Raw genomic sequence first — 12489 nt, forward strand, 5'->3', positions numbered from 1 at the left:
CGCTGGTCTGGTGTCATGCCAGTTCAGCGCGCCTTGGTGCCGCGAACCGCGTGACGACCGGAGGAGTCGATGCTGGGATGACGGCAGGGCGACCGATGCCCACACAGGACGACGTGCTCGGGTACTTCAACACGCTGTCGAACTGGGGACGGTGGGGCGATGACGACGAGCTCGGCACTCTGAACCACATCACCGACGACGTCCGGCTGGCGGCGGCGCGGGCCGTGCGCCACGGCAGGAGCGTGTCGTGCGCATGGGAGGTCGCCGTACCGGAAGACATGGAGCGGTCGACGACGACGTGCCCGTGCGCCGCCGACATGCCGGGTGCCGAGGACATGCCGCTGCCCGGATTCCGCGCCGACCGGCGCTGGGGCTATTCGTCCGAGCGGCTCGGCATCACGTTCCACGGCAACACCCTCACCCACGTCGACTCGCCGTGCCACATCTTCTGGGACGGCACGATGTACAACGGGCGGTCGCACTCGTTGGTCGACGCCGCAACGGGATCGGCGTGGGCAGCCGTCACGGCGGCGGCGAACGGGATCATCACGCGTGGTGTTCTGCTGGACATTGCCAGCGTCCGCGAGGTGCCGTGGCTGGAACCGGGGCAGGGGGTGTTTCCCGACGATCTCGAGGAGGCCGAGCGTCGCCAGGGTGTGCGGGTGCGATCCGGCGATGCGGTCCTCCTGCGGACCGGCTATGGCCGCGTCCGGCACGAGGCCGGCGCGGCCGGCGGTTTCATGCAGGCCGGTTGGCACGCGTCCTGCCTGCCGTGGCTGCATGAACGGGAGGTCGCGCTGATCGGCGCTGACACCCCCTCCGACGTTCAGCCGTCGGGGTACGAAGACGTGTTGATGCCGGTTCACGCCGTGGGCCTCGTTGCGATGGGTTTGTGGCTGCTCGACAACTGTGACCTGGAGATGTGCGCGACGACGGCTGCCGAACTCGGCCAGTGGGACTTCCACCTCGCGGTCGCGCCGGTCCGCTTCGCCGGAACGTCCGGCAGCCCGGTCAACCCGATCGCCACATTCTGACCGCGGGGCTCGGCACCCTTCACCGGCTGCGAGTCGATCGGCCTGCCAGGGCGGGAAGTCGGCCGGCAGTTGCCGCCACGCCCATCCGGTACGCACCACATGGAGGATCGCGTCCACCAACGCGCGGCGGGGATGCTTCCACGCCGTGACGGGCGGGTTGGGTCATTGACGGCGGTGGCGGTAGGCGAACACCGACAGGGGCAGGAAGATCGCCACGAGCACGGCCGGCCAGGCCACGGCGAGCAGCAGGGCGTTCTCGGCGAACCACGACCCGCCTGGGAAGACCGGATTGTGGAGAAGTTCGCGGGCCGCGGTGGCCGTGGCCGACAGCGGGTTGGCCTCGGCGATGGTGCCCAGCCAGCGCGGCATGGTCGAGGTGTCGATAAGCGCGCTGGAGAGAAGTAGCACCGGCCAGATCGCGACCTGGACCGAGGTGACTGCTCCGGGGCTGGTGGCCTTCAGGCCGATGAACACCCCGATCCAGAGCATCGCGAACCGCAGCAGGAGCAGCAGCGCGAACGCGGCGGCGATCCCGGCAGCGGAGGCGTCGGACCGCCAGCCGAACACCAGCCCGGCGCTCACAATCACGATCAACGAGACCAGAGAATCGATCATGTCGGCCGCGCACCGGCCGGCGACGACCGCGATCCCGCTCATCGGCAGCGACCGGAACCGGTCGGTCACCCCCTTGGCCGCGTCGGAGTGGGTGGTCATCATGGTCCCTTCGAGACCGAAGACCATCGCCATCGCGAAGGCTCCGGGCATGACGAAGTCGACGTATCGGGCTCCGGTCGCCGCGCCGATCGCGCCGCCGAGGAGGCCGGTGAACATCGCCATCGTCAGCACGGGGAAGAGCCAGCCGAAGATCTTGACCCCTGGGTTGTTGCGCCAGCGCTGGAGGTCGCGCAGGGTGATCGTCCAGATGTCGGCCAGCGCCCAGCGAAGCCGATCAGCCGGGCGATCGGGGGTCGTGGCGAAAGTCGTCATGAAGGCTCTCCCACAGGGTTGTCGGTCAGGTTCGTGGATGACCCGTTACTGTCGAAAAGCGGCACGAGCGGGTCACTCGTGCGCTCCGTCGCGGCGGCACCGGTGAGTTGGGTGAAGACCTCGTCGAGGGTGGGCGTGCGGATGACGAAGTCGTCGACGGTGACGCCGGCGTCCCGCAAGGCCGCCGTGATACCGAACAGGGACCTGGTGCGGTCGAGGACCGGTACCCGGGCCCGGCCAGTGCCGGTGGTGATCTCGCCGCTGGCCAGGGGACCGAGAATGTCTTCCAGGCGGGGAAGATCGGCCGCGGCGCGCGGGGTTATCTCGAACCAGTCGTCGCCGACCCGCGCCTTGAGTTCGGCCGGTGTTCCGCCCGCCACCACGCGACCTCGGGCGAGCAGCGAGATGCGATCGGCGAGCTGATCGGCTTCTTCCAGGTACTGGGTGGTGAGCAGCACCGTGGTGCCGCCGCGTACCAGGTTGCGGATCGCGTCCCAGACGTCCCGCCGGCCGGTGGGGTCGAGCCCGACGGTCGGTTCGTCGACGAAGAGGATCTCCGGTGCGACGATCAGGCTCGCGGCCAGATCGATCCGGCGACGCATACCGCCGGAGTAGGCCTTGACCTGCTTGGCTCCGGCCTCGGCCAGGCCGAAGCGTTCCAGTAGTTCGTCGGCCCGGCGCCTGGCCGCGCGCGGCGAGAGCTTGCACAGGCGCCCGAACATCACCAGGTTCTGCCGGCCCGAGAGGTCCTCGTCGACCGCCGCGTACTGGCCGACCAGCCCGATCCGCCGGCGAACCTGGCGTGCCTGCCGCCGCACGTCGTATCCGGCGACCCGCACCTCGCCCTCGTCGTGGTCGAGAAGGGTCACCATGATGCGCACGGCGGTGGTCTTACCGGCGCCGTTCGGGCCGAGCAGCCCGTGCACGCTCCCACGAGTCACCTTCAGTTCCAACCCGTCCAGCGCCGGCCGGCCGGTCGGGCTCGCCGAGCGATACCGCTTACGCACTCCCCTTGCCTCGATGGCCACGTCTGTCTCAAACTTTGGCATACGCCCCTCCAGTACATCGTACTGTACAGTGTACATAACACGCGCCAGTAGACTACAGGAGATCGCAAGCCTCCGAAAGGACGCATGGACTGTGGCGCGACGTTCACCGGCCCCCGACGCGGTGCGCAGCATCTATCTGCTGTGGGGTCACCACCCCAGCCCCGGGCGGTCCGGCCTCACGGTCCCCGCGATCGTGCGGGCCGGCGTCGAGATCGCCGACGCCGATGGGCTCGACGCCGCGTCGATGCGCAAGGTCGCCGAACGTCTCGGCGTGAGCACGATGTCTCTGTACAACTACGTGCCTGGCAAGGAAGACCTGACAGCGCTGATGCTCGATACGGTCTACGCCGAGCTCTATGACAACGACGTCGAGGCCGCCAAGAACGCCGGCGACTGGCGCGACGGAATGCGATTCGTCGCCGGACGCAACTGGGACCTTTATGTACGGCACCCATGGCTGCTCGACTTGCGGATGTCCCGGCCCGTTCTGGGACCGAACACCAGCCGGAAATACGAAACCGAACTCCGCCCTCTCGACGACATCGGCCTCTCCGACGTCGAGATGGACGCTTCCCTGACCCTCGTGCTCAACCTCGTGGAAAGCACCGCCCGTGCCCACCGGGGCACCTTGCAGACGCAGAAGGACTCGGGCATGACCGACGCCGAATGGTGGAACGTCGTTTCCCCAGTTCTCGGTCAGGTCATGGACGACGACGAACTGGTCCTGTCCGACCGAGTCGGCAGCTCCGTCGGCGCCAAGTTCGACGCCGCGCACAACCCCGAGCACATTCTGGGCTTCGGCCTCGAAACCGTCCTCGACGGCATCCAAGCCCGCCTCGACCGCTGATCACCTTCACCGCCTCCCCGAGTGTAAGGCGTTTGTAAGCGCTTCCTTGTACCTTGGCCGCAGCGTGATACGGGGAGGTGAGGCGGCATGACGGACCCACCGCAGGCCCGCCGCGGGCAGGCCGGACCGGCAGCCGGGAACGGGCGGGATGCGCCGGCCCAGCGTGCCTACGAGCGCCGGCCGCATGTCAGGTATCTGGCGGTTTGCGGGGTGATCGGCGTGGTGTTCGTCATCATCGGCGCGATCCTCGACTTCGCTGTCACCCCGGACTACACCGGGCAGTTGCCGCAGGTTCCCGGCATGCCGAGCCCGCCGAACCTTCCCACGCGCGGCCTGCCGTCGGGTCCGCCCATGCCGCCCAGCCTGCCGCACCTGCCCAATCTGCCGAGCCTGCCCAATCTGCCCAGCCTGCCGAGTCTTCCCGGCGGATTCGGCCCGACGGCGACGACCGAACCCGGAGCACGGTGATGACCATGTCGCACCAGGTAGCGCCGCGCACCGACCGGAGGACGCGGTGGGTGATGCTGATCGCCGTCTTGCTGTCCGCGGCCATGGCCGTGCAGGTGCTGATCAACCTGGCCAGTCCGAAAGTCGATCCCGCGGGCACGTCGCTCAACGGGACCATGTCCCTCCTCCCGGCCCTGTCGGTGGCCTTCTGGTGGCTCGTGACCAGTTGGATCGTCGTGCTCGCGGTCCTCGTCCCGCTCGCTGTCGGGCGCGTGCGCACCTCGCGAGATCCCGGCGAGCGGGTCAGGCGTGCGCGGTTCTTCCACCTGGCGATCGCGGCCGTGCTCGTTTCGCCGTTCTGCGTGTATCCCGTCAATTCGATGTTCGGCCACGTTCCGCTGCTCCTGCTGTGCCTGCCGACCACGGCATTCGGGCTGTGGACCGTGCACCGGATGCAACGCCATCGGCGGATGCCTTTCCGGATCGCGCTGTTCGGGTTCGGCTGGGGAGCGCTCATCGCCTTCGGCTTCGGCGGCTTGATGAACGTGTGGACCGGTGACACGGTCAACCGGTTTCTCCTGCACCGGGTCACCGATGCGATCGACGTGGGCCTCGACAACTTCCAGGGCCTGATCAAGGCGACCCAGGAGACGCAGCACGACGTGATGAGCGCCGGGTTCCTCAGCGCCGGCGTAGGCGAAGAGCTGGGAAAGGGCGCCGGTGTGGCCATCGTGTACCTTCTCTGCCGTCGCCACTTCGACAATGTGGTGTCGGGCATCGTCGTCGGCGCGGCCGTCGGCCTCGGCTTCAATCTGGCCGAAACGGTGGATTACCTCGCCACCACCGCGGGCGGTGCGAGCCAGTACTGGGCCCGCCAGTACGTCGGCCTGATGGGAACGCACGTGGCCTTCACCGCGCTCGTGGGGGCCGGTTTCGGGGTGGTGCGGCAGCTTGGCGACCCGCGCCGGCGGTGGTTGCCGGTCGCGTGCGCACTCGTTGCCGCCATCGGGGGGCACTTCACCTTCGACGCCGGTACCCGCGTCTACACAACACTGAGCGCGGAGTGGTTCGGCTCCCCGAACGACTACGTGTCCGTGTTGGTTCTGCAACCGCTCGGCATGATCGTCCTGTTTGGACCTTTCGTGGTGATGTACGTGCTGTTGCTCCGGCGAGGTCTGCGTGACCAGTTGGCGGCGTTGCGGGTCGAGTTGGCCGCGGAGGCGAACACCGGTTTCGGCGCGGTCACGCCGGCCGAGGTGTCGCTGTTGTTGCGCCCCGGGATGCGGTGGTGGTTGAGGTTCCGCACGTTCCGCAGCGGTGGGACGGGCGCCTACCGGGCGCTCGCGCGATTGCACGCCGCGCAGCTCGACCTGGGGATGCAACGGTGGCATCGCTCCCGGAGCGAGGTCGACCCCGGCGCTCCGGACGAAACAGTACTCCGGCGCCGCGTGCTCGAACTGAAGCATCAGCTGGCCACCGTCGCTCTCTCTCCTCAACAACAGTCCTTTGTGGAGGTGCCCGCATGAACGGATGGGCCATGGTGCGGCGTTTCACCGCCGTCGCTTACGGATTGTTCGCGCTCATGCTGGTTGCCCCGCCGCAGGCTTCGGCCGCTTGTGGTCCCGCGGTTCTCCAAAGTGGATCCTCGCCGCTGGGCGACTGCCCGAGCGCACCGTCGGTGATCGGGATTGTCACGGTTGCCGCACTCGCGCTCGGCGGCGTCGGCCTGCAACTCGCGATCAGCCTCGGCCGGGCCGCCGCCACGGCGTTGCGCGACGGCGTTTCCGCGACGACCATGCTCGCCGCGACCACCGCCGGGCCGGCCGCCAGCACGGTGACCCCCGCCCGCCCCCCGGTGCCGACAGCGGCGAGCACGCCCGCCGCTGTCCGGTGCACGGCCGGCGACCCGGTGGACGTGGCCACCGGCGAGGTCCTCCTGCGCCAGACCGATGTCGAACTACCCGGGGTGCTGCCGCTGGTGCTGACTCGCACCCACTTGTCGTCCTACCGCTCCGGACTCGGTTTCGGTCGTTCCTGGGCGGACACGCTGAGCCAGCGCGTGGAGTTCGACGGCTACGGACTCGTCTACGTCGCCGACGACGGGATGCGGCTGATCTACCCGGTGCCGCCCGCCACCGGAGCCGTCCTGCCCGCGCAGGGACCGCGCTGGCCCCTCGTCCGCACGCCCACCGGATTCGCCATCCACCGCGGGGAAACCGGGCAGACCCTGCACTTTCGCCCGGTCACCGCAACCGTGCTGCCGCTGGCCATTATCAGTGACCGCAACGGAAACACCATCGAGGTGGACCGCGACGCCGCCGGCGCGCCGACCGCAGTACGCCACTCCGGCGGTTACCACATCGACGTGGACATCGAGAATGGATTGGTCACCGAGTTGCGGCTACGCGACGCGCGCGGGCCGGCGACGACGCTACTGAGGTACACCTACGACGCCGGCCAACTCAGCGAAGTGATCAACGAGTCGGGAACCGCGCTGCGCTTCACCTATGACACCGAAGGGCGCATCACCGGGTGGACCGACCGGAACGGCGAATGGTACCGGTGGCACTACGACTCCGGCGGCCGGTGTGTCGCCGCCGAGGGCTCCGGCGGGTTCCTCAACGGCACCTTCACCTACGACACCCGGGAACGGACCACGCGATTCGTCGACGCGCTCGGCGCCGCCACCGGGTACCGGTTCGACCGGCAGGGACGGCTGATCGCCGAGACCGACCCACTGGGCCGCACCACGACCTGGGAACGGGACCGCCACGGGCGCGTCGTGTCCACTACCGACCCGCTGGGCCGCACGACTCGCCATGAGTACGATGTGGACGGTAACCTAATCCGCACGGTCAGGCCGGACGGCAGCGTGGTCCGGATCGCCTACGACCAGTTCGGTTTCCCGGCGGCCTTCGCCGACCCGGACGGCGCAATCTGGCGGTGCGCCTATGACCAGCGGGGCAACCTCCTCACCAGCACGGACCCGTCAGGGGCCACCACTTACCGCCGCTACGACGAGCATGGCCGCCTGGTCGGCGTGCTCGACCCGCTCGGGGGCGAGACCCGGATCGACAACGACCCGGCCGGGCTCCCAGTTGCCGTCACAGACCCGGCCGGCCGCACGACCCGGTATTTCCGTGACCACTTTGGACGGCCCGCAGCGGTCATCGACCCACTCGGCCGCATCGAATACTTCGGCTGGACCGTGGCCGGCCGTGCGCTTTCCCATACGCACGCGGATGGCACCACCGAGCAGTGGCGCTATGACCGCGAAGGCAACCAGGTCGGCTACACCGACCGGCTGGGGCGCCAGACCCGCACGGAGGTGACCCACTTCGACCTGCCGGCCGAGGAGATCACGCCGGGCGGGGCCCGGACGCGTGCGGAGTACGACCACGCCCTGCGCCTGGTGTCGGTCATTGACCCCGCGGGTGCGACGTGGCGGTTCAGCTATGACGCGGCTGGGAATGTCATCGGGGAAACCGACTTGAACGGGCGCACGCTCGAATACCGCTACGACGAGGCCGGAAGGCTGATCGAGCAGACGAGCGGTGCCGGCGAAACGGTCAGGTTCGACTATGACGCACTCGACCGCGTTGTTGAGCGACGCGCCGGTGAGGGCGTCACCCACTTCGAATATGACGCGGCCGGACGTCTCGTCCGTGCCGTCAACGAGGATGCCGACGTTCGGCTCCAGCGAGATGCCCTGGGGCGTGTTGTCGCGGAGTCGGTCAACGGACGAACCATCCACTATGGATACGACTCGCTTGGGCGGCGCGTCTTCCGCCGGACCCCGGCGGGAACCGAGACCGGCTGGAGCTACGACCCCAGTGACCGGCCTCTCGCGATGCGGCTGGCCGGCCAAACCGTGTGGTTCTCCCACGATGCGGCCGGCCGCGTGGCGGGCATCCGGTGGAGCAGCGGCCTCACGCTGACGCGGTCCTGGGACGCCGCCGACCGGTTGGTCTCCGAGACCGTGGGGCGGACGGCGCCGACCCTGCAGCGCCATTACCGGTATCGACCCGACGGTCATCTTCTGGCGATGCAAGATGCGCTCGGAACCCGGCAGTTCACCCTCGACGAGGACGACCGTGTGACCAATGTGGATGGTCCGGCCGGCCGGGAACGGTACGCCTACGACGCCGCGGGAAACATCGTCGACGCCTTGCGGCCATGGCCGGGCGCCGAGGAGGAACCACGGGAGTACTCGGGGACGCTCATTCGCGCGGCCGGTGAGATCCGTTACGAGCATGACGCACAGGGCCGTACCGTGCTGCGACAGCGCAACCGAGCCGACGACTCGCCAGAGACCTGGCGATTCAGCTGGAACTCCGACGACCAGCTCCAGGCCGTCACCACCCCTGATGGCACGAGATGGTGCTACCGCTACGACCCCTTCGGCCGCCGCATCGCCAAGCAACGGCTCGGCGACGACGGCACGGTCGTCGAACAGATCGACTTCGTCTGGGACGGCTCGCTTCTCGTCGAACAGATCGACTCCTCGGGCCGGGTCACCACCTGGGAATACGCTCCGGACGACGCCGGCCCGCTGGTCCAGCTGGAACACGGGCAAGGCGGCCAGCGGTGCTTCGCGGTCCTGGCCGATCCGATCGGCGCCCCGACCGAGCTGGTCGACCTCGATGGCACCGTGCGGTGGCGTGCCACCACCTCACTGTGGGGCGAGGCGCCACCGGGCGAGCAGGCACGCATTCCGCTGCGTTTCCCGGGCCAGTACCACGATCCCGAGACCGGCCTGCACTACAACGTGTTCCGCTACTACGAGCCGGAAACGGGCCGGTACCTCACTGCTGACCCGCGGGGACTGGACGGGGGACTCAACCCGCACGCCTACGTGGCCAACCCGCTGGCCGAACTCGACCCGCTCGGGCTGACACCGGAAGGCCCGGACGGGTGCGCCCAGCGTGGTGGTCAACCGTCCTATGAGGACGTCAAGACGCCGTTCTTCGCCGACCAGAAGGGTCAGCACAGGGCCAAGTCAGCGGCTCATGAGAAGTTGTCGAAGGCGCCGTATGAGCCCAAGCACAGGTACGCAGAGCCCAGGCACGCCGGCCGGTACCAGCCCCAGCACCGGCGCAGCTGGCTTCGATCCATAACGGACCGTAATCCGGGTGCGCACCGGATGCCTCTGGAACGGCGGCTCGACGAGCTCAGCTACCGCGGCAACAGGCTGATACAGGACTCCAACACCTTCACCGAGCAGGGCAAACAGCTCGGCAGCGCGGTCGGGCTGGTCGGTCAGGGCTTGTCGGCCGTGCCGCCCTCGAACTCCCTACTCGCGGCGGTCAACGCCGTCGGGCAGGTCACCAGCCACTACGCCGGCACCGTCGGCGAATGGGGTGGCCGCGTCTATGGCGCGCTGCGGGGTTTCATCAACTCCGGCCGCACCTGACCTTGCTTTGCCCGGCAGTTCTTCATGCCCGTTTTCCGTGCGGAGCGCGGCGAGGATGTCCTGAGGCGAGGTGAGCAGTTGGGGACGATGGTCGAGTACGAGTTGTTGTGCGGCGGTGAGTTGGTGCACGGCGACGGTCCACTCGACCTTCACGATCAGCAGCGCACCGACCCTGATCACCGCATCCTTGGTCGACTGCAAGGACGTCAGGACGGGTCCGAGGTTCTGCATCATCGTCGCCGTGACGGTCGCGTCCTGGGCAAGGACGAGACGCGAGTCCAGCGCGTGCGCAGCCATGAGTGCGGTTTCCCGGCCGAGGCGGGAGGCGGCCGGCCGCATTCTCGCTCGCATCCTCCGGAACCACGACCCGAGCACGGGATCGTCGCGGCCGACGATCTCCCCGCCCGCCAGCCGTACCAGGTTCTCGACCGCGGCCTGGACAAGCTCGTGCCCGGATTCCTCACCCAGATAGATTGTCACGGGCAAGGTCGCTGTCGCGTCGACATCACCGCCACCGGTCCGGGCCGGAGGAGGCCGCCGGTGGGCTCGAATGTCTGGCGACCGCTTGCCCAGGAGAGCGTCGTCGGAACCACGGAATCGCCGGCCGACGTCGATGGCCGGCGCGCTCCGCCGGCCCACCGCCATGATCCGCGCCACCAGTTCGGCCGTGGCGAACGGTTTGACGAGGTAGTCGTCGGCTCCGTGCTCGACGGCGATCCGGCCCTCACGGCTGCTCTCGGCCAGCACCAGCGCCGGGGTGAGCCATCCGTCGGCCCGCCGGGTCCGCAGGAAGTCCAACGCTCGACCGCTGGGCAGGACCAGATCGAGTATGACGAGATCGTAGGAGTTCTCGGCAAGCGGTCGATCCGCGTCCGGAAGGTCGGCAACGGCGTCCACCGCATGTCCACGGAGAGACTCCGTGATGGCATTACGGAGCTTGATGTCAGGCTCGACTACCAGTAGACGCACCGGCCACACCTCCTACGCCGATGACAGATGCTACTGGAGCTGCCTACGTCACTGAGCGGAACCAATGGACTACACCTGACGTCAGGCGGGATCCACCTCCACGATCGGTCGGCGCCGGCCGGCCTGGCGCGGCACCTGCACGGTGACACCTGAGCACCTCCGGGCGGCGGAGCGCGGCGGCGGTATCGTGCCCAGCACTCCGTAACGCACCGACGAGCCCGATCCGAGGTACAAGAAGAAGAATGATCACGCGTCAGGACATGCTGGACCTGTACGGCTCCTCGAACCTCGTTACCGTGCCGTCGGGGGAGGTCGAGCGTTTCCGGCTCCGTGCGCCGGATGCCGAGGTGTTGGCGACGGTAGGACTGCCGCGGTTCAGTTCGCCGTTCTTCACGACCGAGGTGCAGGGCGGACCCGAATTCCGGAGAGTCATCGATGTCACGACGCGGGACGGCAAAGACCATCGCGAGGTTATTGTCGGTGGACCGCCCGGAGACTCCGGGATGCGGTTCTCGATCTCCGCGTACGAGGGCTTCATCACGTTGGTCCAGTTGCAGGGGGACCGGCCCCGAGGTGAGGTCGTGAACAATAATCTCGGTGAGTTCGTCGAATTCTTGTACCGGCTGGAGCGATATCGGCTCCGAGTGGAGGCCGATCCCGCAAGTGCGGAAGAAGAATTCGAAGAACTCAGCGGCACCTTGATGCGCATCGACCCGTTCTCGTTCGAACTCGAGGAGAACTGGTGGTCCATCGCGCTCCGCCAGTTGGGCGGAGCCGGAATCGGGGAGTGACGCACCGGGGGCCACTCGTTCGGTGTCCACCCGGGAAGGATCCCGTGTGGACGGTGGGCGAGTGGCCCCGGTGCACCGGAAGCCGGATCAGGACGCCGGGGTGCGCGCGCGTGACCGGCCGCGGGCCGCGCTCGTGCGCGATTTCACGGCCGGCGCGCTGAGTCCCTCCATGATGAGCGTCAGGTATTGATCGGCGAGTTGCGCCGAGGTCAGCGCGCCCTTCGGGGTGTACCAGCGCACCGCGGCCCACACCGAGTCACGCACGAACCGGTAGGTCACCTTCGGGTCGAGGTCAGGGCGGAAGGCGCCGCTGGTGACCCCGTCCTGCAGGACCTTCAGCCAGACCCGGCGGACGCTGTTCTCGGTCTTCGACACGTGGTCGAACCAGGCGAACTGGGTGAGGAACCGCCGCTCGTTCTGCAGCACCGTGATGGCCGCCCGGTGGTCGCCGATCGAGGTGAACGCCGCCCGGATCAGTTCGCGCAGCGCGTCGGCCGGGTCCGGGTTCTCGGCCACGATCGCCCGGCTGGCCTTGAGCAACTCGTCCAGGAACGTCGACAGGATTTCGTCGACAATATTTTCCTTCGAGTTGAAATGATAGTAGAGGCTGCCCGACAGCACACCCGCGGCCTGCCCGATATCGCGCACTGTGGTGGACTGGAACCCGCGCTCGGCGAACAGTTCCGCCGCGATGTCGATCAGCGCCTGCCGCCGGTTCGTCGGCGACTCGGTCTGGCCGCCTTCTCGCGTGGCCTTCCGAGAACGAGGTGTGGTCTTCGAGGCGGTTTTCCCCGATTCGCGTTTCGTGCCTGGCATGGGTGCAATTATGCACCTCTGATGGCCAAGCGCTCGCTCGGTGTGCGTCCAGGGGTGCCGGGCCGAGCCCGGTCGTGGTGCGGTTCACGCTTCGGCCGCCGGGTCCCGGTGAGCGGGAACGTGGTTTTGCCGTCAC

At 68.2% G+C, this 12489-nt stretch carries 10 protein-coding genes and 1 pseudogene; 6 read left to right on the top strand and 5 right to left on the bottom strand.

Annotated elements, in window-relative coordinates:
• Positions 1–77: 77 nt before the first annotated feature.
• A complete protein-coding gene (locus A3CU_RS0119595; protein ID WP_245617210.1) occupies positions 78–1034 on the top strand; it encodes a cyclase family protein in 957 nt (318 codons plus the stop codon).
• A 41-nt stretch (positions 1035–1075) separates the two neighbouring features.
• Here the strand turns inward: A3CU_RS0119595 and A3CU_RS51180 are convergent.
• The 3 genes and pseudogenes from A3CU_RS51180 to A3CU_RS45560 form a co-directional block, all read right to left on the bottom strand.
• Positions 1076–1172 (bottom strand): annotated as a pseudogene (locus A3CU_RS51180) (transposase); the annotation flags it as partial.
• Positions 1173–1196: 24 nt separating this feature from the next.
• A complete protein-coding gene (locus A3CU_RS0119600; RefSeq protein ID WP_027943750.1) occupies positions 1197–2021 on the bottom strand; it encodes an ABC transporter permease in 825 nt (274 codons plus the stop codon).
• Complete coding sequence (locus A3CU_RS45560; RefSeq protein WP_084143397.1) at positions 2018–3070, bottom strand: ATP-binding cassette domain-containing protein; 1053 nt, start codon at positions 3068–3070, stop codon at positions 2018–2020. The genes A3CU_RS0119600 and A3CU_RS45560 overlap by 4 nt, the downstream gene beginning before the upstream one ends.
• A gap of 91 nt (positions 3071–3161) precedes the next feature.
• Between A3CU_RS45560 and A3CU_RS0119610 the strand changes: the two genes are divergently transcribed.
• From A3CU_RS0119610 to A3CU_RS45575, 4 genes are all read left to right on the top strand, one after another.
• Positions 3162–3917 (top strand): TetR/AcrR family transcriptional regulator, encoded by a 756-nt coding sequence (locus tag A3CU_RS0119610; RefSeq protein ID WP_027943751.1) that lies wholly within the window; start codon positions 3162–3164, stop codon positions 3915–3917.
• An 87-nt stretch (positions 3918–4004) separates the two neighbouring features.
• The gene (locus tag A3CU_RS45565) at positions 4005–4385 is read left to right on the top strand and encodes a hypothetical protein (RefSeq protein ID WP_043841728.1); all 381 of its coding nucleotides are present in this window, start codon (positions 4005–4007) and stop codon (positions 4383–4385) included.
• Between the two features lie 5 nt (positions 4386–4390).
• Positions 4391–5890, top strand: coding sequence for a PrsW family intramembrane metalloprotease (locus A3CU_RS45570; protein WP_169739659.1), 1500 nt, complete (start codon positions 4391–4393; stop codon positions 5888–5890).
• Complete coding sequence (locus A3CU_RS45575; RefSeq protein ID WP_052371881.1) at positions 5887–9777, top strand: RHS repeat-associated core domain-containing protein; 3891 nt, start codon at positions 5887–5889, stop codon at positions 9775–9777. The genes A3CU_RS45570 and A3CU_RS45575 overlap by 4 nt, the downstream gene beginning before the upstream one ends.
• On the opposite strand, the gene A3CU_RS51185 is transcribed toward A3CU_RS45575, so the two are convergent.
• A complete protein-coding gene (locus A3CU_RS51185) occupies positions 9658–10746 on the bottom strand; it encodes a response regulator transcription factor (protein WP_156960427.1) in 1089 nt (362 codons plus the stop codon). The two genes, A3CU_RS45575 and A3CU_RS51185, sit on opposite strands and share 120 nt — an antisense overlap.
• A 242-nt stretch (positions 10747–10988) precedes the next feature.
• Between A3CU_RS51185 and A3CU_RS0119635 the strand changes: the two genes are divergently transcribed.
• On the top strand, positions 10989–11537 hold the full coding sequence (locus A3CU_RS0119635; protein ID WP_027943752.1) for an SUKH-4 family immunity protein: 549 nt from the start codon (positions 10989–10991) through the stop codon (positions 11535–11537).
• An 87-nt stretch (positions 11538–11624) separates the two neighbouring features.
• Here the strand turns inward: A3CU_RS0119635 and A3CU_RS0119640 are convergent, their stop codons facing one another.
• Positions 11625–12353 (bottom strand): TetR/AcrR family transcriptional regulator, encoded by a 729-nt coding sequence (locus tag A3CU_RS0119640; protein WP_027943753.1) that lies wholly within the window; start codon positions 12351–12353, stop codon positions 11625–11627.
• Positions 12354–12489 lie beyond the last annotated feature (136 nt).

Source organism: Amycolatopsis taiwanensis DSM 45107 (assembly GCF_000519205.1).
GTDB classification, from domain to species: domain Bacteria; phylum Actinomycetota; class Actinomycetes; order Mycobacteriales; family Pseudonocardiaceae; genus Amycolatopsis_E; species Amycolatopsis_E taiwanensis.